This window comes from Natrialba sp. INN-245, assembly GCF_009807105.1.
GTDB classification, from domain to species: Archaea; Halobacteriota; Halobacteria; order Halobacteriales; family Natrialbaceae; genus Natrarchaeobius; species Natrarchaeobius swarupiae.
Genome location: NZ_WUBV01000044.1, coordinates 1 through 25,908 on the forward strand (window position 1 = coordinate 1; position 25,908 = coordinate 25,908).

At 63.5% G+C, this 25,908-nt stretch carries 25 protein-coding genes; 18 read left to right on the forward strand and 7 right to left on the reverse strand.

What is annotated here, in order from left to right; all coding sequences use genetic code 11:
* Nucleotides 1–245: 245 nt before the first annotated feature.
* From GRS80_RS13375 to GRS80_RS13385, 3 genes are all read left to right on the forward strand, one after another.
* Nucleotides 246–1,502 carry a magnesium transporter gene (locus GRS80_RS13375; RefSeq protein WP_160047996.1) on the forward strand — a complete coding sequence of 419 codons (1,257 nt, stop codon included), beginning with the start codon at nucleotides 246–248 and terminating at the stop codon, nucleotides 1,500–1,502.
* 744 nt (nucleotides 1,503–2,246) lie between these two features.
* Nucleotides 2,247–5,210: a type I restriction endonuclease subunit R gene (locus GRS80_RS13380; RefSeq protein ID WP_160047997.1), complete on the forward strand. Its 2,964-nt coding sequence runs from the start codon at nucleotides 2,247–2,249 to the stop codon at nucleotides 5,208–5,210.
* On the forward strand, nucleotides 5,203–5,925 hold the full coding sequence (locus GRS80_RS13385) for a SprT family zinc-dependent metalloprotease (RefSeq protein ID WP_160047998.1): 723 nt from the start codon (nucleotides 5,203–5,205) through the stop codon (nucleotides 5,923–5,925). The genes GRS80_RS13380 and GRS80_RS13385 overlap by 8 nt, the downstream gene beginning before the upstream one ends.
* Before the next feature lie 204 nt (nucleotides 5,926–6,129).
* On the opposite strand, the gene GRS80_RS13390 is transcribed toward GRS80_RS13385, so the two are convergent.
* Complete coding sequence (locus GRS80_RS13390) at nucleotides 6,130–7,170, reverse strand: Lrp/AsnC family transcriptional regulator (RefSeq protein ID WP_160047999.1); 1,041 nt, start codon at nucleotides 7,168–7,170, stop codon at nucleotides 6,130–6,132.
* A gap of 53 nt (nucleotides 7,171–7,223) precedes the next feature.
* Complete coding sequence (locus tag GRS80_RS13395) at nucleotides 7,224–7,448, reverse strand: hypothetical protein (protein ID WP_160048000.1); 225 nt, start codon at nucleotides 7,446–7,448, stop codon at nucleotides 7,224–7,226.
* On the opposite strand from GRS80_RS13395, the gene GRS80_RS13400 reads away from it, so the two are divergent.
* The 10 genes from GRS80_RS13400 to GRS80_RS13445 all read left to right on the forward strand — a co-directional run bounded on the left by GRS80_RS13400 (nucleotide 7,447) and on the right by GRS80_RS13445 (nucleotide 17,300).
* Nucleotides 7,447–8,208, forward strand: a complete 762-nt coding sequence (locus GRS80_RS13400; protein WP_149081394.1) for a GNAT family N-acetyltransferase — start codon at nucleotides 7,447–7,449, stop codon at nucleotides 8,206–8,208. The genes GRS80_RS13395 and GRS80_RS13400 overlap by 2 nt on opposite strands.
* Before the next feature lie 136 nt (nucleotides 8,209–8,344).
* On the forward strand, nucleotides 8,345–9,436 hold the full coding sequence (locus GRS80_RS13405) for an anthranilate phosphoribosyltransferase (protein ID WP_160048001.1): 1,092 nt from the start codon (nucleotides 8,345–8,347) through the stop codon (nucleotides 9,434–9,436).
* A gap of 179 nt (nucleotides 9,437–9,615) precedes the next feature.
* The gene (locus tag GRS80_RS13410) at nucleotides 9,616–9,906 is read left to right on the forward strand and encodes a hypothetical protein (protein WP_160048002.1); all 291 of its coding nucleotides are present in this window, start codon (nucleotides 9,616–9,618) and stop codon (nucleotides 9,904–9,906) included.
* A gap of 77 nt (nucleotides 9,907–9,983) precedes the next feature.
* A complete protein-coding gene (locus tag GRS80_RS13415; RefSeq protein WP_149081397.1) occupies nucleotides 9,984–10,142 on the forward strand; it encodes an AbrB/MazE/SpoVT family DNA-binding domain-containing protein in 159 nt (52 codons plus the stop codon).
* A gap of 217 nt (nucleotides 10,143–10,359) precedes the next feature.
* Nucleotides 10,360–10,956 (forward strand): SRPBCC domain-containing protein, encoded by a 597-nt coding sequence (locus tag GRS80_RS13420; protein WP_343161577.1) that lies wholly within the window; start codon nucleotides 10,360–10,362, stop codon nucleotides 10,954–10,956.
* Nucleotides 10,953–11,840: a xanthine dehydrogenase family protein subunit M gene (locus GRS80_RS13425; protein WP_160048003.1), complete on the forward strand. Its 888-nt coding sequence runs from the start codon at nucleotides 10,953–10,955 to the stop codon at nucleotides 11,838–11,840. The genes GRS80_RS13420 and GRS80_RS13425 overlap by 4 nt, the downstream gene beginning before the upstream one ends.
* On the forward strand, nucleotides 11,837–12,541 hold the full coding sequence (locus tag GRS80_RS13430; RefSeq protein ID WP_160048004.1) for a (2Fe-2S)-binding protein: 705 nt from the start codon (nucleotides 11,837–11,839) through the stop codon (nucleotides 12,539–12,541). Before GRS80_RS13425 ends, GRS80_RS13430 begins: the two co-directional genes overlap by 4 nt.
* Nucleotides 12,538–15,027 carry an aerobic carbon-monoxide dehydrogenase large subunit gene (locus tag GRS80_RS13435; RefSeq protein WP_343161578.1) on the forward strand — a complete coding sequence of 830 codons (2,490 nt, stop codon included), beginning with the start codon at nucleotides 12,538–12,540 and terminating at the stop codon, nucleotides 15,025–15,027. Before GRS80_RS13430 ends, GRS80_RS13435 begins: the two co-directional genes overlap by 4 nt.
* Nucleotides 15,028–15,037: 10 nt before the next feature.
* Entirely contained in the window at nucleotides 15,038–16,237 is a 1,200-nt protein-coding gene (locus GRS80_RS13440) for an XdhC family protein (RefSeq protein WP_160048005.1), read from the forward strand.
* 178 nt (nucleotides 16,238–16,415) lie between these two features.
* A complete protein-coding gene (locus GRS80_RS13445; protein ID WP_160048006.1) occupies nucleotides 16,416–17,300 on the forward strand; it encodes a DUF364 domain-containing protein in 885 nt (294 codons plus the stop codon).
* A 90-nt stretch (nucleotides 17,301–17,390) separates the two neighbouring features.
* On the opposite strand, the gene engB is transcribed toward GRS80_RS13445, so the two are convergent.
* Nucleotides 17,391–18,008: a GTP-binding protein EngB gene (gene engB, locus GRS80_RS13450; protein WP_160048007.1), complete on the reverse strand. Its 618-nt coding sequence runs from the start codon at nucleotides 18,006–18,008 to the stop codon at nucleotides 17,391–17,393.
* Between the two features lie 134 nt (nucleotides 18,009–18,142).
* On the opposite strand from engB, the gene GRS80_RS13455 reads away from it, so the two are divergent.
* On the forward strand, nucleotides 18,143–19,444 hold the full coding sequence (locus GRS80_RS13455) for a TIGR00341 family protein (protein WP_343161579.1): 1,302 nt from the start codon (nucleotides 18,143–18,145) through the stop codon (nucleotides 19,442–19,444).
* Nucleotides 19,445–19,475: 31 nt separating this feature from the next.
* Here the strand turns inward: GRS80_RS13455 and GRS80_RS13460 are convergent, their stop codons facing one another.
* The 3 genes from GRS80_RS13460 to GRS80_RS13470 form a co-directional block, all read right to left on the reverse strand.
* The gene (locus GRS80_RS13460) at nucleotides 19,476–19,793 is read right to left on the reverse strand and encodes a hypothetical protein (protein ID WP_160048008.1); all 318 of its coding nucleotides are present in this window, start codon (nucleotides 19,791–19,793) and stop codon (nucleotides 19,476–19,478) included.
* A 2-nt stretch (nucleotides 19,794–19,795) separates the two neighbouring features.
* A complete protein-coding gene (locus tag GRS80_RS13465; RefSeq protein ID WP_149081407.1) occupies nucleotides 19,796–20,791 on the reverse strand; it encodes an NOG1 family protein in 996 nt (331 codons plus the stop codon).
* 130 nt (nucleotides 20,792–20,921) lie between these two features.
* The gene (locus GRS80_RS13470; protein WP_160048009.1) at nucleotides 20,922–21,092 is read right to left on the reverse strand and encodes a hypothetical protein; all 171 of its coding nucleotides are present in this window, start codon (nucleotides 21,090–21,092) and stop codon (nucleotides 20,922–20,924) included.
* 60 nt (nucleotides 21,093–21,152) lie between these two features.
* Here GRS80_RS13470 and GRS80_RS13475 point away from each other — a divergent pair, with 60 nt between their 5' ends.
* The 3 genes from GRS80_RS13475 to GRS80_RS13485 all read left to right on the forward strand — a co-directional run bounded on the left by GRS80_RS13475 (nucleotide 21,153) and on the right by GRS80_RS13485 (nucleotide 25,113).
* Nucleotides 21,153–21,524 carry a DUF5518 domain-containing protein gene (locus GRS80_RS13475; RefSeq protein ID WP_160048010.1) on the forward strand — a complete coding sequence of 124 codons (372 nt, stop codon included), beginning with the start codon at nucleotides 21,153–21,155 and terminating at the stop codon, nucleotides 21,522–21,524.
* A gap of 206 nt (nucleotides 21,525–21,730) precedes the next feature.
* The gene (locus GRS80_RS13480) at nucleotides 21,731–23,233 is read left to right on the forward strand and encodes a citrate/2-methylcitrate synthase (protein ID WP_343161580.1); all 1,503 of its coding nucleotides are present in this window, start codon (nucleotides 21,731–21,733) and stop codon (nucleotides 23,231–23,233) included.
* A 197-nt stretch (nucleotides 23,234–23,430) separates the two neighbouring features.
* Nucleotides 23,431–25,113 (forward strand): long-chain-fatty-acid--CoA ligase, encoded by a 1,683-nt coding sequence (locus GRS80_RS13485; protein ID WP_160048011.1) that lies wholly within the window; start codon nucleotides 23,431–23,433, stop codon nucleotides 25,111–25,113.
* 122 nt (nucleotides 25,114–25,235) lie between these two features.
* Here GRS80_RS13485 and GRS80_RS13490 read toward each other — a convergent pair whose 3' ends face one another.
* Nucleotides 25,236–25,526, reverse strand: coding sequence for a hypothetical protein (locus GRS80_RS13490; protein WP_160048012.1), 291 nt, complete (start codon nucleotides 25,524–25,526; stop codon nucleotides 25,236–25,238).
* Between the two features lie 60 nt (nucleotides 25,527–25,586).
* On the opposite strand from GRS80_RS13490, the gene GRS80_RS13495 reads away from it, so the two are divergent.
* Nucleotides 25,587–25,799, forward strand: a complete 213-nt coding sequence (locus tag GRS80_RS13495) for a zinc ribbon domain-containing protein (protein ID WP_160048013.1) — start codon at nucleotides 25,587–25,589, stop codon at nucleotides 25,797–25,799.
* Nucleotides 25,800–25,908: the final 109 nt, after the last annotated feature.

Consider the following 25,908-nt stretch of genomic DNA (forward strand, 5'->3'; position numbering starts at 1 on the left):
TTAATAGTCCATGGTTAGTGGCAGCGGGTGTCGGCTTCAACCCCGGGCACGGTGGTCCGGGGAATCCGCCTTGGTTTTCTTTTGAAATCGACGTACAAGAGTTCGTTCAGCAGCAAACATCTCTTTCTTTCGGGTGTATCCCAATTGATTGGCCATTCAGTGTCGCTAGCGCAACGACTGCCGATGTCGTCTTTTCACGAAACACTACCAGGTATGATTTGGTGCCCGACTTATATGGTCACTATATGACTCGGCAGGCAGACCTACAGGAAGCAATTGTGGGAGACCCAGAGCCGTCGGATCCGTTCACAGACTTGCCACTGAACGAGTGGCGAAATGTGTTCTTCGGGCTCACCGAAGACGTGAAAGAACATCTCATAGCTGACATGGGTCGGTCCGAGCTGGAGACGTTTATCGACCGGCTCGATCCGGACGAGGTGACAGACGTTCTCGGGTACACTGACGAAGAGACACGTGAGGCGCTGCTCGCGACGCTCGATAGCGAACGCCGCGAGAAAATCAACTTCTTACTCTCGTTCGACCCTGAAAGTGCAGCCGGGGTGATGAGCCTCGATTACGTCACCGTCGATGAAACACGGGACTTCCGAGACGTCACCGAACGCGTCCGTCGATTTGAAGAGAGAAGAGGACAGGTTCCGACGATCTTTGTTACTGACGATGGAGAGTTACAAGGCGAACTTCCTGGAGCAGCGCTGACCATAGCCGATCCTGAAACCGAGACGATCAGCGACTACGTTCAGGAGACACCGCATGTCCGGTACGACCGCGATGACGAAGCGGTTCTTGAGGTCTTCAAACAAAACCGCGAGCGTTCCGTTGCTGTACTCGATGAAGAGGAAGATATCCTCGGAGTGATTCACGCCGAGGACCTGCTACGCCTCCTCGAAGAGGCACGGGGGAAAACGCTCTACGAGTTCACCGGCGTTGCTGAAGAAGAGAGCGTTCTCGACGGTCCGGGAACAAAGGTACGGCAACGATACAAGTGGTTGATTCTCAACCTCGGGACAGCATTTATGGCTGCAGCGGTGGTGGGGTTGTTCGAGTCAACCATCGCTGCTGTTGCCATCTTGGCAGCATACATGCCGGTCGTCGCCGGGATGGGTGGAAATGCTGGCACACAGGCGATGGCGGTCACGGTCCGTGGGATTTCACTCGGTGAGGTGTCACTCAACACCGGCAAGCGTGTCATCTTCAACGAAGTCGTAGCCGGTGCCGTCAACGGGATGATTACCGGTGTGCTCGTCGCCGTGATCGCTATCGCCTTCTCGTTCGGCGAATTTGGGCTGTTACTCGGAGCTGTTATTGGTATCTCAATGGTCGCAAATCTCGTGATCGCTGGCTTTTTCGGTGCCATTACGCCACTGTTACTCGACCGAGTGGGATTCGATCCAGCCACGTCTGCGACGATTTTCATCACTACGGCAACCGATGTGCTGGGCTTTTTCGTCTTCCTCGGATTGGCCCAGGCGGTCCTGTTGTAACCGCCGCTGGTAAACTCCTGTCACTGGATGTGTTTGGCTGATCTGGTGACCCGAATCTGACCGCCCTCTATGCGAGGTAAGCGCCCTGTACTCATCCGCCCCAATACGCCAACTATATGAGCAAATATCAACTAATCAGTTGCGTTGACAGCAGTGTAAACGCCTTCAGAGACAGCATGCGTGCTGATACCTGGTCTGTGGGAGACCCAATTTCCACCCTCGCCTTACTGATAGGATCCGCTAATTTCTTCTTGTTTATACCGCCAACTCGATTCAAGATCCGCCGAGTTAGCTCTTGGGACGTGTTCTGCCCCACCGCCCAGGGTGCGATAGTAGCCACTGATACGGATTGCTGTAACGATTTACCGGTGCGACCGCGACCCGTCCTGCGGTCGCACCGGAAATGATTTACAGTAAACCGTATGAAACGAATCACACACCGACCGCGAAGCTATCCTGCGATCAGGTGTGCATTGACGTTCAGTGGCTACTATAATTTCTATGAACAGTATCCGTACGCCAATGGCTTTCAGAGTGACTCGAGTTCTCGAGCATCGCTCACTCGAGAGGTCTAAATAAAGTATATATAGAATCGAACCAAAACTCCGTATGCGGAGTGAGAGTGCTACGATCGACTCTCGAGCGATACTGTCGGTGTTCGAACGAGCGCGAAACGGAAGAGCCGATCCACCGACCGACACTGTAACCGACAGACACATTCTTCAGGACTGAGAAGTAGTGGATATGGTTCGGACTCCCACCGAAGATGGCGTCGAACGCTCGCTGCTCTCGTGGCTCGACGCCGTCGGTTGGGAGACACACGGAAGCGATGGCGGACGGGGGGCAGGAGTTCTCGACGAGGAATACGATCGACGACGCAACGAGGTCATTTATTGGAACCTGCTGGCCGAGCAGGTGATCGGACTCAACGACGAGATCACCGACGAGAACGTCGAGAAGTTCCTCACTTCGCTGCGACGCGACCTCGACCACGACAACTTACTGGACGGCAACCAGCACGTCCACGAACTGCTGACGAAAGGGAAGACGTTCACCGTCCAAACCGACGACGGAACGGAGACGATCTACGTCGATCTGATCGACTTCGATCCCGAGACCTTCCTCGAGACCAACCGCTTCCACGCAGTCAATCAGTTCTCCGTCTCGAGGGCGACGACGATCCGCCCGGACGTGACCCTCTTCGTCAACGGAATCCCGCTCGTGACGATGGAGCTGAAAAGCGTCGCCCAGGACAACTACTACGGCGACGCGATCGACGACCTCCAGCAGTACGAGGCGGATGTCCCGCGGCTGTTCGTTCCAGGGCTGTTCAACGTCGCTGCGGACACGATGGCGTTTCGCTACGGTGCAGTCGGAGCACCAGCGGAATTCTACGAACCGTGGAACGATGCCCCCGAGGAGTACGCTGACCCGGAAAACGACATGAAACAGGCCGTACAGGCCCTCTGTAATCCGGAAACGCTGCTGGACGTTCTCAAGAACTTCGTCTTCTTCGAGCAACGCCCCGGTGGCGACGCGAAGATCGTCCCGCGGTACATGCAGTACTACGGGGTCAAGCGAATCCTCGAGCGTGTCCGGAAGGACGAGAATGACCGCGGTCTCATCTGGCACACGCAAGGGTCAGGTAAGTCGTTCACGATGCTCTACGCTGCGGACAACTTACTGTCCGGGAACGCTGCCCGCAATCCGCAGGTCTTCATCATCGTCGATACGGACAAGCTCAACAGCCAGATGCGCGACCAGCTCTCAAATCTCTCGCTTGCCCACTGGACGGAAGCCGAGAGCATCGATCATCTACAGCAGCTCATTGAGGAAGGCAGCAGCCAGCTAATCCTCACGACCATCCAGAAGTTCCAGGGCATTGAGCCGAACGTCCAGTCCAACGAGAACGTCGTCGTCATGTCCGACGAAGCCCATCGGTTCATGGAAGCCGATCTCGGCAGCCGTCTCGAGGCCGCGTTCGATAGCTACACGCACTTGGGATTCACCGGGACGCCGGTCGAGGAAGGGGAACGCGAGAAGGACCGAAACACGTTCACCGAGTTCAGTCCCGAGGGCGAACGGTACCTCCATCGCTACTCGGTCAAAGACGGTATCGACGACGGTCTGATCGTACCCGTCTACTTCACGCTCCGCCACGAGATGGAGTGGGAAGTCTCCGAAGACGCCCTCGACGAGGAGTTCGAACGCGAGTTCCGCGGCATGACCACCGAGGAAAAGCGCGAGTTCATAAGTGATACCGTGACCAGTCGGACCATGGCCGAACTCGAGCCTCGGGTCGATCGTGCCGTCGAGGAGATTGACGAACACTACAGCGAGAAAGTCGCGCCCAACGGCTGGAAGGGAATGGTGGTTACGCCAAGTCGCCGATCGGCCGCGATGTACGGCGAACGGCTCGTCGAACGCCGCGGAGAGGACGCCGTGGAAGTGCTGTACACTGCGAGGAAAGACGACGACGAACTGGTCCGCCAGTTCCACACCGATCCCGAGGAGCGCGACAGTATCGTCAAGCGGTTCAAAGAACCCGACGAGGAGCCGAGCCTGCTGGTCGTCCACAATATGCTCTTGACGGGGTTCGACGCGCCGATTCTGAAGACGATGTACCTCGATCGGAACCTGACGAACCACAACCTCATGCAGGCGATCGCTCGGACGAATAGAGTTACAGAAGGCAAGGAAAACGGGGAGATCGTGGACTTCCAGGGCGTCTTCGAGAACATCGACGACGCACTCGACTACGACGCGGAGACGAAAGCCTACGCAGCTCGCGACTCCGAGGAACTGTTCGACGAACTCGAGCAACAGGTAGAACGCGTCATGGAGATCTTCGACGGCATCCCCAAGGACGACTCACAGGAGGCCACGAACGCCGCCGTCTCGAAGATCAGCAAGCATCCACATCGTCGGGAGTTCAAGCAGGGATTTCGCCGCCTTCAGAACCTCTACGAGTCCGTCGCACCCGACGGTAGACTCATCGAAGAAGGTATTCAAGACGAGTACAAGTGGCTGAGCGGGATTCACGTCGCGTTCGAGCGGACCACGGCCGGTGAGGAGACCCCAGAAGAGAACATGCGCGAGAAGACGCGGGAGATCATAAACGAGAACGTGGACGTGGGGAAGATTCGCGACGACTTCCCGACGTACAAGCTCGGCGAAGAATACCTCGAAGACGTAGAGGGACCGAGCGATCCCGGCGTGAAAGCCTCGCAGATCGCCCACGCGACGCAGGACCACTTACATCCACGAGTGGGGGAAAATCCCCGCTACCAGCGATTGAGCGAGCGCGTGACCGAGATCGTCGAGCGCTGGCAGGACGACCAGCTCTCCGATCCGAAAGCCGTAGAGGCACTCGAGGCCGTCGAAGAGGACGTACTCGAGATCGAAGACGAGGCCGGTGATGATTCCGCCGAACGCGCCGAGTTCGCGATCTACACCCACTTCACGGAAGAACTCGAGGATGGCTTCGAATCCGACGAGATGGCCGCAGAGATTGCAGGAGAACTCGTGAACCTGTTCGAAGAGCGCGTCGATCGAGACTACCCCGGTTGGGAGACCAACAGGGCGACCGAACAGGACGTAGAGATCCTGGTCCTCGACGTACTCGCCGTTGAGTACGAACGCCGTGACCTTATCGATGATCCGCTCGTAGACGCTATTCGAGGGTATCTCATCACCAACTATGCCTGAGATGGACAGTCGGGAGACGCCACTTCTCGGAAAGTCCGTATCGTACGACGTTCGACGCAGTCCGGAAGCGACTGAGCCACGGATCGACGTAGATATTCGCGGTGTACGGGTCGTGCTTCCCCAGGCGTCGTCAGAAGATCCCGAAACCCTCCTCAGGGAAAACGCAGCGTGGGTCCTCGAGAAAAAGCGCGAGTACGACACCTACCGTAAACAGGTTCCAGACCGGACGTTCGAGATCGGTGAAACGTTTCCCTACCACGGAGACCCCCACGAGATCGTCGTCGAACAGCGACCGACCTCCCGAGTCTCAGACGGGCGCTTTCGGCTCGCGAGACACCACGTCGAACAGACCTCGATACAGCGTGCGCTTGAAACTCTCTATCGACGGAAAGCACGAGAGTGGTTCGAAAACCATGCCGACCAGTACGCTGCCGAGATGGGCGTCGAGTACGAGGAAATCGAGATACGAAACCAACGAACGAAGTGGGGCAGTTGTTCGTCTACGGGCACCCTCGGACTCAACTGGCGGCTGATGATGGCCCCTCCTGAGATCGGAGAGTACATCGTCGTTCACGAGCTGGCTCACCTTCTCGAGCAGAACCACACGGACGACTTCTGGTCACTGGTAGCCGAATACGATCCAGACTACACAGAACACGCTCGATGGCTCGACGACAATAGCACCAGGCTGATCTTCTCTACTGACGATCTCTAACTCATACGGTTTGCTGTAACGATTTACCGGTGCGACCGCAGGACAGGTCACGGTCGCACCGGAAATGACTTACAGCAGACCGTATCATAGGGATTATCGTAGCCAACCACCGGTTTCGAATCCTCTCTTTCGGCACTGTCTCTCGGTTCTTCACCGGGAACCGATGAACTCCTACGATAATCCCTATCAGTCGTGTGGCGGAGGTCACGACGACAGGAGCTCGTCGTAGCGGGCACCGGTCTGTTTCAACGTCTCCGTCGAGTAGAGCCGTTCGTGCTCGACCGGCAGGTGCTCCGAGGCGAGTTCGTCGATCTTCGCGTCGACAGCCGCGGCGTCCCGGCCGTGGATCATCGTAAACAGGTTGTACGGCCACTCGAGGTCGGACCGTCGAGGGCGGTGATAACAGAGCGTGACGGACGGCAGTCGGCCCGCCCGTTCGCCTCGTTCGTCGAGTTCGTCGTCGGGGACGTCCCAGACGATCATGCAGTTTTCGTCGAATCCGGTGACGACGTGGTCGATCACGCAGCCGATGCGCTTGAGACAGCCGTTGTCCTGCAGGCGGGAAATCGCCTCGAGTACCCGGTCGATGTCGGCTCCGAGTTCGTCGGCGATCTCGGCGTACGGCGTCGCCGAGAGGGGAAAGCCGTTCTGAACCGCGACCAGGAGATCGGCGTCGAACGCGGAGAGATTATCCGTCGCCTCCTCGCTGATCCGGGTCGCCGACGCGTCCGTCCGATCCGCGAGCGACTCGCGGGCGAACCGGTCGGCGTTGACGACGGGGAACTCAAGGTCGATGTAGTAGTCGGTCAGCATCGGCAGGTCGAGTACGCGACAGCCCGTCTGCGCTTCGATCTCCGCGAGAATCCGATCGCGGGTCTCGCGCGAACCGGCGGTGACGACGAACCACATGTTCCACTCGTGATCGCGGGCGTAGTTGTGGTTGACCTGCCGGTAGCCGTTGACGACCGCTGCAACCTCTGCGAACCGGCCTTCGGGCGCTTCGACCGCCGCGAGCGTCGAGGAGCCGATGACCGGCGGATTGAGGACCGCGCCGAACCGCCGGACGATGCCGAGGTCGACGAGTCGGCGCACGCGCTCGAGCGCCTCCTCGCCGTCGACTCCCAGTTGCTCGCCGATGCGGTCGAACGGACGCGTCTCGACTGGGAGACCGCTCTGGTAGCCGTCGACGATGGCGGCGTCCACGTCGTCGATCTCTTCGCGCCACTCCCCCGAGAGGCTGCTCATCAACGGCCCTAGGGGGATTCGAAAGGTATCGCTTTCGGCCCGTTCGCGCGCGGTTACAGCCAGCCGACGCCCCGCAGCAGGTACGGAACGGCGCCCGCACAGAGACCGAGCGCGAACACGCCTTCGCCGATCCGCGCTCGGTAGCTCGCCTCGAGTTCCGAAACTGACGTCGCCAGCGACGGTCCGTTCTCCGTCCCCTCTCGAATTTGCGGACCGGTTCTCGAGGGAGTATCGTCACGGTAACAATTATTGCCGTGGGTGTCGTTATCACTCGACATGGTACTGACCGACCCGATCACGATCGACGGGGACGAACGCGAGCGGATCTACGGCTACGTCGAGGCCCACGGTGCGGTCGACACACGACAGGCCCGCCGGGACCTGTTCCCACAGGACCCACACGGCGATCCCCAACACGAGCGGGCGTTTCGCCACAACGTGGCGATCCTCAAACGCGACGGCTACCTCGAGGAGGGTGAGGACGATACGTTGCGAATCGCCATCGATCTCTCGGACGAACGCGAGGAGTTCTCGGCCGACGATGTCGACGTCACGATCCGGCCGGCCAGCCAGGAGGATTTGACGGGGATCGTCGGTGCGATCCGCCGCGTCGTCGAGGAGATGACCTCCATCGAAGCGGAGTCGGTCGCGGACGCACTCGACCACGAGGACGTCCTGTTGCGCCACAACGACGTCGAGTCGCGCATGTTCTTCGTCGCGACCGTCGACGGCGACGTCGTCGGCTGGGCCCACCTCCACGTTCCCAAACTCGAGAAGCTGAGCCACACCGCCGAACTCACCGTCGGCGTCCTAGAGGAGTACCGCGGGATTGGAATCGGCAGCGGCCTGCTGGATCGCGCACTCGAGTGGGCACTCGAGAACGGTCAGGAGAAAGTCTACCAGAGCGTTCCGTCGACCAACGAGGAGGCGATCGCGTTCTTCGAGGACCGCGGGTGGACGATCGAGGCGGTCCGCGAGGACCACTACAAACTCGACGAGGAGTACATCGACGAGGTAATGATGGCAATCTCGCCGTGACTGGCTAAATATCGATACATCCGTCGACGATATCCTCTCTTCGGGTGGAGAGATCGCCACCACAGTCCGTAATCTCGCGTGATCGGTCAACCCCGGAAACGGGACGCTTTTGCGTCGTCCCATCCAACATCGGACCATGACTCAGGCGACCCAGGCGTTCGGCGAGTGGCCGCTGAAGCGGTTGATGACCGACGTCGTCGGCTCGGGACACAAATCGGCCGACGACATGACTCGCGACCAGGCTCGCGAGGCCTTCCAGCGGATCCTCGCCGGCGAACCCGACGAGACGACGCTTGGCGCGTTCTGGCTGGCGAACCGGTGGAAGCGAAATACACCGGAGGAACTCGCGGCGTACACCGACGTCATGCGCGAGCAGTCGGTCGTCACCGCCGAACCCGACTGTGATCCTGTCGACTGCGGGGCGAACTACGACGGCAAGCACACCTCGGCCATCCTCGGTGTCGGCGCCGGCGTCGTCGCTGCGGCCGCGGAAACGCCGGTCGTCGTTCACTCCGGTGACCGAGTCCCCACCCAGAAGGCGACGGCGTACAAGCACGTCCTCGACGAGCTCGGCGTCCGGACGGAACTCGAGCCCGGCGAAAGCGCCGCGATGGTCGACGACACCGGTTTCGGATTTTACTACCAGCCCGCGTTCAATCCGGGAATTCAGAAACTCTACGACCGGCGCGACCAGATGGGTGTGCGAACGTTCGTGAACACGATCGAGACGGTCGCCAACCCCGCGAACGCCGACGTCCATCTCGGCTCGTTCTACCACCTCGCGTTCGCAAAGAAGATGATCGATCTGATCGAAGAGAGCGAGGAACTCGCGTTCTCGCGGACCATCTTCTTTCAGGGGATGGAGGGCTACGACGACATCCGCCCCGGCTACACCAAGGTGGCCGAGTGGGATCGTGCGGCGGGTGCCTCCGAGGATGCGAACGGCGACCTCGAGGACTACGAGATCGAAACCGCCGACTACGGCATGGAGATGGACGGCGACGACCTCGCCGTCGACGACGTCACCGCCGACTCGGCGACGATCACCGAAGAGGTACTCGCCGGCGAGCGCGAAGACCAGTTCGCCGACGCTATCGCACTCAACGGCGCGTTCCGGATGTACGCCCGCCAGGACGTCGATACTCTCGAAAACGGACTCGAACGGGCCCGCGAGGTCATCGCGGACGGCAGTGCCGAGGCGATCCTCGAGGCGCTTCGAGCGTTCTGAGACGGACCGCCAGATCTCCCGGACGGACCCGTCCTATGGGTCGCGGCTGGGCCGGCACTGTCGGACAGGAACCCGTCTGACACTTTCAGCCGGTTCTCGGCCGTAACCGGTCCCAATTGCAAATCAGCCGAAACGTAACTGCCAGAACGTATAAGACGCCTTTCGTCCTCCGCTAGGCCATGTGTCGGGAACTAAAGCGGGAGCCGTCGTGGGTGGCGGCTATCCGTCTCGCTTTCCTTCGCGGACGCGTCGACGTCGAGAGCGTCGTCGAGGAGGCGAACCTGGTCCCCGGCAAGGAACGAACGGTCCGCGACGTCCTCGAGACGATGGCACAGCGGGGCGTCCTCGAGGAGACCGACGCCGACGGCGCATACGTTCCTGGTCCCGTGCTCCTCGAGTCCGACCGGTACGATCTGAACTTCGAGCGGGCGTCCGACGGCGGCGCACACCGCTGGCGATCGACCGGATGATCGGTAGCGATGGGTCGATGGCCGCCCGACGACGTATAGCGAAAACTATGTAGTCACTACGCAAGAACGTAGCGTACATGGGCCGTCTCACGGACACGAAAGTCTCCGAGAAGAACCTGACGACAGTGCCGAAACCCGTCCGCAACTTCCTCGACGTCGGCGCCGGTGATCGGGTCGAGTGGCACGTCGAGGACGGACGCATTATCGTCGAAAAGCAGACGAACGACTCCTCGTAAGAGCCGTTTTCTTCACGCTCCGTCGCCGAGAGACGAATCTTTGCGTCTGGACGCTCGAGTCGACGGGATTGTGGGATGATATCTATTACCGGGGTAACACTTATCATGATCGTGTCCGTCATTATCGTTCGTGGTAATAGTATGCTCATAGTGAGGGGTTATAAAAGATGACGCGCCAGCAGACCAGTTCGATCCGTCCGACAGGGGGTCGATCGTAGTGGAGTTCGACGGCGAGTTCGAACTCGAGGGCGTCCCGCCGGAGAAGGCGTGGATCGTCCTCTCGGATCCGATCGCGGTCCGAAACTCCCTGAAGGGGTGTCGGTACATCACGCCGATGGACGACGAGTTCAGCTTCGACGAGTACGAACCCAACGAGGGCGCGGAGACGCTCCCGGAGGCCGACCCCGAGGTCGTCGCCGATCGCGCCTTCCGGGAGGGGGAGCGCTACGCCGCGTTGATGCAGATCGGCGTCGGTAGCGTGAAACCCCGGTTCGAGACGACGGTCACGATCGACGAGCGCGACGACGAGAACTTCGAGATGATCGCCTCGGGCGGCGGCGACGCGAGCTCGAGCAGCTTCAGCATGACCTCCGGCATGCGAATCGACGACCTCGAGGGCGGGGAGGGATCGCGCATCGAGTGGTGGACGGAAGCCGACATCACCGGGCGGATTGCCCAGCTCGGCTCCCGCGTGATCAAACCGGTCGCCGACAAGATCGTGACCAACTTCTTCGGGAGTATCGAGCAGCAGATGACCGACGTCGACGCGGAGACCGACGAAAGCGTCACGGACAGACTTCGCAACATGCTATGAAAGCCGCACAGTTCGAACACCACGAACCGTCGACGATCGACGAGGCGGTCAGCCTTCTCGAGAGTCTGGACGAGCCGACGATCCTCGCGGGCGGGCAGAGTCTCGTCCCGATGCTTCGATTTCGGCTGGCCCGTCCCGAGACGGTCGTCGACATCAACGGCATCGACTCGCTCGACTATCTCCGGGAGGAAAACGGCTCCCTCACACTCGGCGCGCTCGCACGGCACGCCGACGTCGAGAACTCGCCGATCGTCGCCGACCGCTACGGGAGTTTCGCCGACGCCGCGCCGCTCGTGGCCGATCCACAGATCCGCAATCGCGGCACCGTCGTCGGCTCGGTCACGCAGGCCGATCCGAAAGGCGACTGGGGAAGCGTCTTGCTCGCCCACGACGGCGAGGTCGTCGCCCACGGCCCCGACGGCGAGCGGGTGATCCCCGCGGACGACTTCTTCCTGTTGCCGTACGACACGACGCTCGCGGAGGACGAACTCGCGACCGAACTCCGGGTTCCGACGCCCGAGCCGCGGGAGGGCAGCGCCTATCACAAATTAAAGCGCAAGACCGGCGACTACGCGATGGCCGGCGTCGCGACACGCCTCGTCTTCGACGACGACGGCCGAATCGAGAATGCAGGAATCGGGATGACGGCGGTCGACATCACGAACGCCCGTGCGAACGACGCCGAGGCCCACCTCGAGGGCGAGCGGCCGAGCCCGGAGCTCCTCGAGGAAGCCGGCGAACTGGCCGCCGAGGAGTCGAATCCCGAATCGGACGAACACGGCGACGCCTCCTACAAGGAACGGATGGTCGACGTCCTCACCCAGCGGGCGCTGGCCGACGCCGCCGAACGCGCGGGCGTCGTCGAACGGAGGGTTCCACAATGACGGAGACGCGAGAAATCACGCTGACGGTCAACGGAACGGAGCGAACGATCGACGCCGAGCCGAGGCAACTGCTCGTCCACGCGATCCGTGAGGATCTCGACCTGACGGGCACCCACATCGGCTGTGATACTGGCAACTGCGGTGCCTGTACCGTTCTCGTCGACGGAGAGCCGCTCAAATCCTGTCTCATGCTCGCGGTGCAAGCCGACGGGAGCGAGGTGCTCACCGTCGAAGGGATGGCGGAGCTTCCGGAATCGGCCGGCGACCTCCATCCCATTCAGGAGGGGTTCCACGAGGAACACGGCCTGCAGTGTGGCTACTGTACGCCGGGAATGATCGTGGCCGGAAAGGCGTTGCTCGACGAGAATCCCGATCCCGACGAGGCGGAGATCCGCGAGGCGATCAGCGGCAACCTCTGTCGGTGTACCGGCTACCAGAACATCGTGCGCTCGATCGAGTACGCCGCCGAGGAACTCGAGGCGCGTGCGGCCGCGGACGGCGGAACGGACGTCGCTTCGGCCGCCGACTCCACGTCCGACGTCGGCGACGACCAGGCTGGCCCGGCGTTCGACTGTGGCGTCGAGAACTGCTGTGGCGGCCCGTCGGCGGAGGCGGGAGAGGACGGCGGCCGGGTCACCGAGCCGGCCGACGACGGCGGGATCGCCGATCAAACCGCCGATATCGGAGGTGACCAATCGTGAGCAGCGACCACGAGAACTCGGCCGACACGGAGTACCAACACGCCGAGGACGGCGGGCCACAGCCGGAGAAACACTGCGGCCACGGCCGCGGCGGGATGGGCGAGGAGGTCAGACGCAAGGAGGACCAGCGGTTCATCACGGGCCGTGGGAACTACGTCGACGACGTCAAGAAGCCGGGGATGCTCCACTGCGAACTCGTCCGCAGCCCCCACGCCCACGCCCGGATCGAGGAGATCGACGTCTCCCGGGCGATGGACATGGACGGCGTCGTCGCCGTCCTCACCGCCGAGGACCTCCTCGAGTACGATCTGGCGACGATGCCGACGCTGATGGACGACACCCAGGACGTCCTCGTCAACGATAAGGTCAAGTTCCAGTCCCAGGAGGTCGCGGCGGTGATCGCCGAAGACCGGTACGTGGCCAAAGACGGTGCGGAGAAAGTCGACGTCACCTACGACGTCCTGGACCCCGTCGTCGACGCCGAGGACGCGCTCGCCGAGGACGCGCCGCTCATTCGCGAGGACATCGAAGACAAGGAGGACAACCACATCTTCGACTGGGAGACCGGCGACGAGGAGGCGACGGCACAGGCGTTCGAGGAGGCCGACGTCACGGTCGAAGAGGAGATGCTCTACCAGCGGCTCCACCCCGCGCCGATCGAGACCTGCGGTGCCGTCGGCGACTACGATCCCGGGAAGGACAAGCTGACCGTCCACATGACCTCGCAGGCACCCCACATCCACCGGACGCTGTTCGCGCAGGTGTCGGGGATTCCCGAACACAAGATCCGGATCGTGAGCCCGGACGTCGGCGGCGGCTTCGGCAACAAGGTGCCGATCTATCCCGGCTACGTCGTCGCCGCGGCCGCGTCGTACGTCTTAGAGCGACCCGTCAAGTGGGTCGAAGAGCGCTCGGAGAACATCCAGACGACCGGGTTCGCCCGCGATTACGACATGACCGGCGAGATCGCCGCCACCGAGGACGGCGAGATCCTCGCGGTTCGAACCGACGTGCTCGCGAACCACGGCGCGTACAACGCGGCGGCCCAGCCCTCGAAGTTCCCCGCCGGCTTCTTCAACATCTTCACCGGCTCCTACGACATCGACGCGGCCTACGCCTCGCTGTCGGCGGCGTACACCAACACCGCGCCGGGCGGCATCGCCTACCGCTGTTCGTTCCGGGTTACCGAGGCGGTCTACCTCATCGAACGGATGGTGAAGGTGCTCGCGGACGAACTCGAGGTCGATCCCACGGAGATCCGACGGAAGAACTTCATCCAGCCCGAGCAGTTCCCCTACGAGAGTCCGACGGGATGGAACTACGATTCGGGCGACTACGAGTCGGCGCTGGATCTCGCCCTCGAGATGGCAGAGTACGACGACTACCGCGAGGAACAAAAACGGCGAATCGAGGACGACGCCGATACGCTACTGGGAATCGGCATCTCTTCGTTCACGGAGGTCGTCGGGGCCGGCCCCGGCAAGACCTGTGACATCGCGGGCGTCGAGATGTTCGACTCCGCGGAGATCCGGGTCCATCCGACCGGGAAAGCGACGGTTCGTGTCGGCGTTCAGACCCAGGGTCAGGGCCACGAGACGACGTTCGCCCAGATCGTCGCCGAGGAACTCGGCATGGACGTCGACGACATCGTCGTCGAACACGGCGACACCGACACCGATCCCTACGGGCTGGGAACGTACGGTTCCCGGAGCACGCCCGTCGCCGGCGCGGCGACCGCCGTCGCCTCGCGCAAGGTCCGCGACAAGGCCAAAACGATCGCCGCGAACGAACTCGAGGCCGACGAGGGGGATATCGAGTGGGACCGCGAGAGCGGCGAGTTCCACGTCGCCGGTGCACCGGATCGATCGATCACGATCACCGAGATCGCTGCGGGTGCGTACATGAACAACCCGGCCGGCGAGGAGCCCGGCCTCGAGGCGGTCAACTACTACGACCCCCCGGAGATGACCTACCCGTTCGGTTCGTACGTCGTGGTCGTGGAGGTCGACCGCGAGACCGGCGAGGTCGAGTTCGAGAAGTTCGTCGCCGTCGACGACTGTGGCAACCGGATCAACCCGATGGTCATCGAGGGCCAGATCCACGGCGGCCTCGCCCAGGGGATCGGCACCGCGATGATGGAACACGTCACCTACGACGACAACGGCAACGTCACCGGCGGGGACTTCATGAACTACCTGTTGCCGACGGCGATGGAGATCCCGGAGTTCGAGACGGGCCACACCGTCACGCCCTCCCCCCACCACCCGATCGGCGCGAAAGGCGTCGGCGAGTCGCCCACGGTCGGCTCGCCGCCGGCGATCGTCAACGCCGTCGTCGACGCGATGGCCCACGCGGGCGTCTCCCACGTCGAGATGCCGATGACACCGGACGTCGTCTGGGAGGCTCTCGACGAGGCTGGCCTCGCACAACAGCCCGCCGCGAACCTCGAGTTCGAACTCGAGAGCGGGGAAGCGGCGGACGACTGACCGATCACGAATGACCAGGGACACGACACCACCCGACGACGCGGCGGACGGCGACCCGGCTCACTCCGACGAGGGAGATCCGGCACGATCTACCGAGGCCGATCTGCCCCAATCCGACGAGGGCGACGAACCGACGGACGAAACCGCCGTCTCGACGATCGAACGCCGACTCTCGAGTCGCAGAGAGCCCTACGCGCGGGCGACGGTCGTCCGCCGGGAGCCGCCGGTCTCTGCCAACGTCGGCGATCGAGCCGTCGTCACCGCCGACGGCGAACTTCACGGCTGGATCGGCGGCGCCGCCTGCGCCCAGTCGATCGTCGCGGCCGAAGCTCAAGCGGCTATCGAGGCGGACGAGGCCCGGCTGATCGGCATCGCGCCCGACCCCGACCGGATCGACCGCGCGGGCCTCGAGGCGTTCCCGATGCGCTGTCACAGCGAGGGCATCCTCGAGGTGTTTCTCGAGCCGGTCAACACGGCGCCGGATCTGTTGCTCGTCGGTGACTCGCCGGTTGCCCGCTCGCTCGCCCGCCTCGCGGGCGAGCTGACGTTCGACGTCACGCTCGTCGCCGGCGAGAGCGCCGGGCTCGAGGGCTCGATCCCGGCTGGGACGACCGTCCTCGGGGAGACCGATCCCGAGACGGTTGCGGCCGCCGTCGACGGCGAGCCGATCGTCGTCGTCGCCTCGATGGGGTCGTTCGACGCTCGCGGCGTCGCGGCCGGCGTCCTCGCGGACGCGCTCTACGTCGGCCTCGTCGCGAGCGATACGCGCGCCGAGGAGGTGATCGATCGCGCCGCGAGTATCCTCGAGCGTGACCCGGAGGCGATCCAGGCGGCGGTGACGAACCCCGCCGGCGTCGACGTGGCTGCCTACACGCCGGCGGAGATCGCCGCGAGCCTGCTCGCCGAGGTCGTCGACGTCCGCGGAACGGCCGGCGGTGCGAGCGGGAGCTACACGCCGACGTCCTGTGGTGTGACCGCGGACTCTGGCGATGCCAGTTCGGATTCCCAGACCGACGACGGCGTCCGCGATTCCGGCGAGGAGCTGGCGACCGACCCCGTCTGCGGGATGACGGTCGATCCGGCGGACGCACCGGCCAGCGTCGACCACGCGGGGGAAACGTATCACTTCTGTTGTCCCGGCTGTGCGGACTCGTTTCGCGAGGATCCAGACTCGTATCTCGAGCAACTCGACGAGACGGCAGCGCCGTGACCGGCGTTTTCGATCGCAGTCGGTGCCGTTGTGGCCAACGGACCGGCGAGAAGCGAGGAGACCGAACTCGACAGGGCACTCGCCGTCGGGCCAACGCTCGCGGCGTCGGCGCGAATCCGGCCCGAAGCACTGATCCCGTTTCGGACGCACTCTCAAACTCAGCGGGTGAAACTAACCGATGAACTCCCTCCTCACAGCGGTTCGTGGCCACCTCGAGGCCGGCGGTGCACTCGAGGGGACGAGCGTCGACCGAATCACCGTCGGGAAACGCGTCGTTCTCGTAGAACTGACCGCGGACGACGCGTCCGAACCAACGCTCGCCGGCCTCGCCCACCGTCCGCGAGGGGTCCCCCCGTCCCCGACGCCGCGGACGCTCGAGGACCTCCTCGAACCGCTCGCCGCTTCCGCCGGCGCGTCGGCCGACGACGAACTCGACCCGATCGCCGGTTCTCGATCCGCCTCGAGCGACGGTGCGGAGCGGTTCGATCGAGCCCTCGCCGTCGCGACGCTGAACGCGCTGTCGGTCCCGTTTCTCGAGTGGCGCGACGGCGATCCGATGGCGTTGCTCGAGCCGTCCGTCGAGACGATTGCGACGGTGGGTCTCTTTCGGCCAGCGTTTCGGAAGTTCGACGACGTCGACGTTCGCGTGATCGAGCGGACGCCGATCGACTCGGTGTCGACGCCCCCTGGTGTTCGGGTGTCGACGTTCGGCCCCGACGAGGCCGAACGGGCGATGACCGACGCCGACGTCGTCTTCGTCACCGGTTCGGCGTTCGTCTACGGCGGCGCGAGTCGCTACGTCGACCTCGCGCCGTCGTCCGCGACCGTGGTCGTCGTCGGTGCGACGGCCTCGTTTCTGCCCGACCCGCTGTTCGAGGCCGGTGTCGACGTCGTCGCGGGGGCGACGATCGACGATCCGGCGAGCGTCCGCGAGGCGGTCCGTGACGGCGAGTGCGGCACCGGCCTCCACGACCGCGGCGTCCGGAAAGTGTACGTCGCAGCCGACCGCCCGTCAGGACTCCGGTTGGACTCCGAGACGAACCCGACGACGGACGAGCGATAAGAGGCGTCGGCCAGTGGTGACGACGTCTGTGTCGGGCTCGACGACCTGCGTACACGGATCGCCGCCCTGCAGTCGACGCTTGTCGGAGTACTAGAAGAATTTGAACAGATCGTCCCGTTCTTGCTCGTGGAGGTGTTCGCGGACGGCCTCGTTCAGCGGCTCGATTTTGCCTGTTTTGGCCGTAATGGGGGCGATCGTCTCCTGCCACTGCTTCCAGGGCGGGAGCAGTCCGAGCCGATCACAGAGGTCGTTCAGCCGCTCGTCGCGGTCGTCGACTTTGTCCATCTTGTTGACGGCGACGACGGTCGGGATCTCCAGCTCGCGAAGGAAGTGAAACATCTCGACGTCGTAGGGAATCTCGTCCGGGCCGGAGTGGCGGTCGATGATGTCAATGACGCTCTTGCCGTCGACGACCAAGATTGCGACGAGGACGTTGTCGGCGTACTCCTCTAAGTAGTGGACGATGTTCGTCTTGATCTCCTCGCGGTACTCCTCGTGGACGCCGCTCATGAAGCCGAAGCCGGGCAGGTCGGTGATGACGAAGTCTTCGGGTGCCCAGTCGTAGTGGTTGGGCTCGCGGGTGACGCCGGGTTTGCCGCCGGTGTCGAAGCTGTGGCCGGTCAACTCGCGCATGAGCGTCGACTTCCCCACGTTGGAGCGGCCGACGAGCGCAACCTCGGCCTCGCGGTCGGGACGTGTCTCGAACATACCGACCGTTGGGTCGTCTCGAGGAAATATGTAGCGTCACAGCGAGAGCGCTGAGCGCACCCAGTGTCGATGCGCCGTCGATTCTCACCGCAGATGACCGAAAGTTATGATCCCCCGCCGTCTCAGAGAGTTGTGTGCGGCTCGTACAGCTGACGGTTCCGACGGGCAAGCGCGAGACGATCCTCGAGACGCTGGACGAACGAGGGATCGATTACGTCGTCACCGACGAGGACAGCAATCGCGACTACACGGCTGTCGTCTACTTCCCGTTGCCGTCGCCGGCGGTCGAGGTCGTCCTCGACGAGATCCAGGAGGCGGGGATTGACGAGGACGCCTACACGGTCGTCGTCGACGCGGAGACGGTGGTTTCCCGCCGGTTCGAGGCGCTTCGAGAGGAGTACGAGAACGGCGACGTCGAGTCCGACCGGATCTCGAGACAGGAGCTCCAGGCCGAAGCGGAGTCGCTGACGCCGACGTTTGCGGTGTACGCGATCATGACGGTCATCAGCTCCGTCGTCGCGACCGCCGGCCTCTTGCTCGATTCGCCGGCGGTCGTCGTCGGCTCGATGGTGATCGCGCCGCTGATCGGACCGGCGCTGGGCGCGAGCGTCGGGACCGTGATCGACGACGAAGACCTGTTCTTCGAGAGTCTCCGCTACCAGATCATTGGCGTCGTCCTCGCGATCGCGGCGGCGGCGATCTTCGCCTGGATGGTGCGGGTGACCAACATCGTCCCGCCCGGGCTCGCCATCAGTGAGGTCGACGAGATCTCCGAGCGTCTCGCCCCCGACCTCCTCTCGCTGGCGATCGCACTCGGTGCTGGCGTCGCGGGGATCATCAGCATCGCGACCGGGACGTCGGTCGCGCTCGTCGGTGTCATGATCGCCGCGGCGTTGATCCCGCCTGCGGCCGCGGCGGGTATCGCCATGGCCTGGGGACAGCCCTCGGCGGCGATCGGTTCGACCGTCCTCGTACTCGTCAACGTTCTCTCGGTCAACCTCGCCGGCCTGCTCACGCTGTGGTACGCCGGCTACCGACCGGAGAATCTGTTCTCGCTGGGCCCGACCGAAGAGCGGGTTCGACGACGGGTCGTCGGCCTGGGCGTGATCGTTCTCGTCTTCACCGTCTTTCTCGGTGCGATCACGTACTCCTCGTTTGCCGTCGCGTCGTTCGAGGAGAACGCCCGTGGTGAAGCTGAACTCCTCCTCGAGGACGAAGCGTTCGCCCAGTACCAGTTGCTCGAGTTCGAGGTGATCATGGACCAGGATTATCCGTTCCGGAGCCCGGAGCGGGTGATCCTGACGATCGGTGGTGCGCCGGAGGAGCCGCCGCCGGAGTTGGCCGATGCGTTACACGAGCGGATCAACCAACACGCCGAGAGCTCCGTCGACGTCGAGATCAGATACATCGGCCTCGTCGAGCGGGAAACGGCGTAACCGCCCGCCGCACACTCGGGCCGCGGACCGTTCAGCGTTTGCGAAGCCGGTCAAGCGGGCTCGAGAGCGTCGGATCGCTTCCGTCATCGGACTGTCGACGCTCGGATTCGGGCTCGCTCGAGCCGGCGTCGGTGTGTCCGAGTCGGCGACGAATCCAGGCTCGTGGCCCGCCGATGCGGTTGACGAGGTACGTCGGGAGATAGAGTGCGACGAGCCCGACGGCGAACATCCCGACACCGGGTACGATTCGCCCCGTCCGGAGGAACTCGATTCCGACGATGAACATCGGTCCAGCCATCGAGAGTCCGGCGGCGGTCTGAAGCATCCAGAGGAGTCCCGGACTCTTCATCGTCACCCCTCGAAGGGGAGTGTCGGCTCGTAGTCGATCGCGTCGACCGCCGCCTCGAGCACTGTATCGACGTTCTCACCGGTTTCGACGCTCATTCGATAGTCGGCGTCCATCTCCGCGACCGCGTCGCCGGTCCAGACCTCCGTGCGGTCGGCCTTGTTCGCCACCGTGAGGACGGGGACGGTATCGAATCGGGCCGCGATCGCGTCCCGAAGCTCGAGTTGTGACTCGAGTGGGTAGCCACACTCGGCGCTCGGATCGAGGACGACGAGCATACAGTCGGCGAGGTGTTCGATGGCGCTGACTGCCTGGGATTCGATCTCGTTTCGTTCGGCCGGCGGGCGGTCGAGGAGGCCGGGCGTGTCGACGATCTGGTAGCGGATGTGATCTCGCTCGAAGTGGCCGACACCAATACCTTTCGTCGTAAACGGGTAGGAAGCGGTCTCACCGCGAGCGTTAGTGACGTCGTTGACGAGCGAGGACTTTCCGACGTTCGGGTAGCCCGCGACGACGATCGTCGGCTCGTCGGGGTTGATCTCCGGGAGGTCCCGAAGGTCGTTGCGGGATTTGTTGATATACAACAGCTCGTCGTCGACCTGCTCGACGATGTCGGCAAGTCGCGCGAAGGCCTGTTTGCGGTGCTTTCGAGCGGTGTCGACGTCGGTCTTCCGAAGCTTCGACTGGTACTCCTCGTGGATCTCGCGGGACTTTCGACTGGCCCACATTACTTCCGAGAGGCTCTGGCGCAGTTCGTCCACGTCGACGATTGCGTCCGCGAGTTCGTAGTAAAACGGGTGGACGTCGTCTTCGTACGCGAAGTCCGGCCAGGCCGTCACCACGTTCTCTAAGTTGTCCGAGATGATGTTCGCCGCCGTCTGGAGCATCGACTGCTGGGCCTCGAGGCCACCTTTGGCGTTCCCGGCCCGTGCTGCCCGCGAAAACGACTTATCGATCAACTCTTCCGCCGTGGGCGTCGTCGGAAGATCTTCGAAAATCATACTCCGTCGTAGGACGCGCGACGGTAAAAGGTCGTTCGTTACGCGGCGCAGCCTTGCCACGGTCTCGATCGGCATGAGAAATGATAACACTCCAACTGAAGCGATTCGTCCTCTATTCCTCGCACCCGGCTCAGGAAACGTCTCCGAACGCCTCCTGGAGGATGTAGTCGGACTGCTTGCGCCGCTCGTGGTACTCGGGGATCTCCCACGTGAACGTCGCGGACGGATCGAACTCGAGTCGGTTGCCACGGATCGCCGACAACGAGTCGGTGACGTTCGGTGACGACTCGATTCCGATCACTACCTCCGGTACTTGGACCGACGACCGTGACGTTATCTTTGTCGTCCACCTAGGACAGCTATGACCGACTGGCGTGCCGTCATCATCGGCTTTCTCGTCATCACCGTCCTCGGACTCATCGGACTCACGCTGCCGGGCGTCGGCCAACTCGCGGCGGGACTCATCGGCGGCTTCGTCGCCGGCTACCTCGCCGGCGGCGGGCTCGGACGTGGCTTCTGGCACGGGCTGCTCGCGGGGGCGTTCGGTGGAATCGTCGCCGGGGTGCTCGTGGCGCTCGTCGTCGGCGTCGTCGGCTGGGCGGGCGGTCCCGTCGGCGGACTGATCTCGGGTCTCGCCGGGATCGGCATCCTGGCCGTCGCCATCCTCATCTCGTTCGTCATGGCCATAGAGAGCGCACTCGCCGGCGCGCTCGGCGGCCTCCTCGAGTCGTAACTCATCAGCGCCGACCCAGCGCCAACCCAGCACCGACCCAGCGCCAACCCAGCACCGACCCAACGCCAACCCAGCACCGACCCAGCGCCAACCCAGCACCGACCCAACGCCAACCCAGCACCGACCCAACGCCAACCCAGCACCGACGGCCGTCCGGCGTTTTCTTCGGTACGCTTACGAGCGCCGAAGCCGACCGTCGATCCATCGTGGCGCCATCGGTGTTCGATCCGGAACTCGAGTCGATTACCGTCGCCGAGACGGAACTCTGTGACGTCGACGGCGAGGCCGGCGAGTTGATCGTTCGGGGCTATCCGATCGAGGAACTCGCGGCCAACGCGGGCTACGAGGAGAGTCTCTTTTTGCTCCTCGAGGGTCGGCTCCCGACCCCCGACGAACTCGAGGAGTTCCGCGCGGCGCTCTCTGCTCGACGGGCGATCCCCGCGGTCGTGGACGACCTCCTCTGCGAGGCGGCTCGAGCCGACGGTTCGCCGATGGACGCCGTACGGATGGGCGTCGCGGCCGCGGCTCTCGAGGCGGCGGAGGCAACTCCAAACGAGTCGGGAATCCCGGAGACCGACGCCCCCATCGCGACGGAGCCGGTTCGTCGGACGGTGTGTCGCCTCGTGGCGGTCGTCCCGACGGTCGTCGCCGCCTACTGGCGCTATCGGCAGGGTGAGGAGCCCCTCGAGCCCCGTTCTGACCTGAACCACGCCGCGAACTACCTCTACCTGCTCACCGGCGAGGAGCCGACACCGGCCGAAGTTCGCGGCCTCGAGACGTTCTTCGTCACGGCCCTCGAACACGGGCTCAACCCCTCGACGTTCACCGCACGAACCGTCGTCTCCACCGACTCCGACCTCGTCTCGGCGATCACCGCCGCCGTCGGCTCGTTCAAAGGGACTCGCCACGGCGGCACCCTCGATTCGGTCTTCGCGACGCTCCGGGAGGTCCACGACACCGGCAACGGGGAGCGATACGTCCGGGAGCGACTCGAGGCCGGCGAGCGACTCGAGGGGTTTGGCCACCGGATCTATCGGGTCCGCGACCCGCGGGCGGCCGTCCTCGCGGCCGCGGCGGAACGGTTCTACGAGCGGGCGAGGGAGGACGACCTCCTCGAGAGTATCCGGGAGTTCGAGACGGTCGCGGAGACGGTGCTTTCGGAACGGATGCCGACGCGGGACGTCCGGGCGACAGTCGAGTTCTACGCCGCCGCGTTACTCCACGGCGTCGGCGTTCCGCCAGCGCTGTTTACCGCGACGTTCGCCGCCTCGCGGGTCGGCGGCTGGTGTGCCCACTGCCTCGAGCAACGCGCCAACAACGGACTCGTCCGGCCGACCGCCAGATACGTCGGCGCGACGGAGCGAAGCTGGATCCCCCTGGACGAACGGTTCGTCGCGGGCGACGACCTCGTCAGAACACCCGCACGGTCGTCGCTCGAGCCCGTCTCGGAGACGCTGTCGGTGCTCTCTGAGCCCAACCGCCTGCAGATCCTCCTCGCGCTCGCAGAGCGTGACGAACCGATCGCGTACTCGACGCTCCGTGCGTCGGTGTCGGCGGAGGACAAAGGCCAGTTCAACTACCACCTCAGACAGCTTCGAGAGTACTTCGTCGCCAACCGGGAGGAGGGGTACGAACTGACCGACGCCGGTCGGACGGTCGTCGATGCCGTTCTGACCGAGGACCGACTGCTCGAGGACGTCCTCGAGTGACGTCGATACCGATCGACATCGACGCCGAACGGGTTCACGTCTCGACTGACGACTCCTGTCGTAGGTTGTCGCCTCGAAACGACCGTCGTGGGTTGTCGCCTCGAAAATCTGTGTCCGAACAGGTAAGCGTAGTCGGACGGTTCGTACGTCGGGCTCACCGCAACGGATTTGTCCGGCGGCGTTGGCGTCTGGTGTGTATGCACAAACCACTGCTCGTGACGGCGTTTCTCGACCGGGCGCGAACCCACTACGGTGACGACGAGGCGGTGGTCGCGACGACGGGGGAACGATTCACCTACGAGGAACTCGGCGAGCGCGCCGACCGGTTCTCGGCCGCGTTGCAGGCCCGCGGGGTCGAGAAGGGCGATCGAGTTGCGGTGCTCGACCCGAACACGCACTACCACCTCGAGGCGGCGTACGGAACGATGCAGATCGGCGCGGTCCACACACCGTTGAACTACCGGCTCACGCCGTCTGACTTCGAGTACATCCTCTCGAATGCGGGCGTCGACACGATCTACGCCGACCACGAGTACGTCGAGAAGATCGAACCGATCCGCGAGTCGGTGCCGACGGAGACGTTCGTGACGAACGATCTCGACGCGCTCGAGAAACTCGACGCCGAGAGAGCGAAATCCGGTGACGACGGCGAACCGCCGGACTCGAGCGGGGACGCCGCCGACGCGTGGGAGTCGTTCGACGTGATGCTCGAGGAGGCCGGGACGGCGTACGAACGGCCGGAGATGGCCGAGGATGAAATCATCACGATCAACTACACCTCGGGGACGACGGGCGATCCGAAGGGCGTCTGTCGCACCCACCGCGCCGAGACGCTCCACGCCTATCAGGTGACGATCCACCAGGAGATCGCGGACGACGACGTCTACCTCTGGACGCTCCCCATGTTCCACGTCAACGGCTGGGGCCACATCTACGCCATCACGGGGATGGGCGCGAAACACGTCTGTACGCGTGGCGTCGACTCTGCGGACGTCTTCGAGGCGATTCGATCCGAGGATATCTCCTACCTCTGTGGTGCGCCGACCGTGTTGAACATGCTGATCGACCACTACGAGGAGCACGACCCCGAGACGACCGGCGACAACGACGTACGGATCGCGACTGCGGGGAGTGCGCCGCCGGAGGCAACCGTCCGAACGGTCGAAGACGAGTTCGGCTGGTATCTGAAACACGTCTACGGGGCGACGGAGACGGGACCACTGATCACCACGTCGGACGCACGCCGTCACTTCGACGACGAGAGCGAGGGTCGCTTCGCGATCAAGAAGCGACAGGGGCTCGCATATCTCGGGACCGACGTCCGGGTCGTCGACGAGGACGGCGAGGACGTCCCACGGGACGACGAGACGATCGGCGAGGTCGTCGTCCGGGGCAACCAGGTGATGGAGAAGTACTGGAACAAGCCCGACGCGACCGAGGAGGCCTTTACCGACCGCATCGAAGGCTACTACCACACCGGCGATCTGGCGACGGTCGACGAGAACGGAATGGTCGCCATCCAGGACCGGAAGAAAGACATCATCATCACCGGCGGCGAGAACGTCTCGAGCATCGAACTCGAGGACGCCCTCTTCGACCACCCCGCGGTCTCGGAGGTCGCGGTCATCCCCTCGCCCAGCGACGAGTGGGGCGAGACGCCGAAGGCGTTCGTCGTACCGGCCAGCGGCGACCCCGACGATCCGGGGGTGACGAGCGACGAACTCGTCGCGTTCACGCGCGACGAACTCGCGAGCTACAAGGCGATCAAACGAGTCGAGTTCGTCGAGGAGTTGCCGACGACGGCGACCGGAAAGATCCAGAAGTACGAACTCCGCCAGGAGGAGTGGGAAGACGAAGATCAGATGGTCGGAGAAGGGTAGGTCCGTCGTCGGTTTCTGCTGGCCTTTGCGCGCGTGAGAGTAACCTTCGTCGACGTTTTCGTCCGTCGAGTCGGAATCACGACTGTTGCCGGACCGGGAACGCCGAGTCGCTCGAGCCGACCTCACCGCTCGTCTCGCTCCGACTCGGGCCCCCAGGAGCCGTATTCGAGGCGGTCGTCGTCGGCGTTCTCGGACGAACTCGAGCGCTCGGACCCGTCTCCAGCAATCGTTGCCCCCGAACGGTTCGAAGATTCGTTCGACGAGAGCCCGCCCCGTGCTTTCGCCTCGCGCTCGGCCGTCTCGCGGTCGACGACCGTCGGGTTCGACGTCTCCGAGCCGATCAACAGGAACAACACGAGCGGCGCTCCGAGCCCGAGAAAGAGAAACAACAGGACGATTCCACCTCCGGTCATCGCGTTCGCGTTCGACCGCCCACCGGAAGACACTTACCAAACTCGTCTGACACTACCGGTATGAACGAGCACGACCGAGACGAGCACGGCTGCCCGAAGTGTGGACACACCGAAACCGAGGTCGACGATATCTCGACGACTGGAACCGGATTTTCGAAGTTCTTCGACATCCAGAACCGTCGGTTCCGGGTGATCTCGTGTACGAACTGCGGCTACGCGGAGCTGTACAAGGGCGGGCAAACGAACGATATGGTCGATCTGTTTCTGGGCTGAATCCGTCGCTGACTCCGCGGTCCGGAGTTCGCCTCGAGGCGGCGGCCTCGAGTTCGCCCCGATGCGAACCGGACGACGGCAAGCGGGCCGAAACCCGGCGACTGAAACT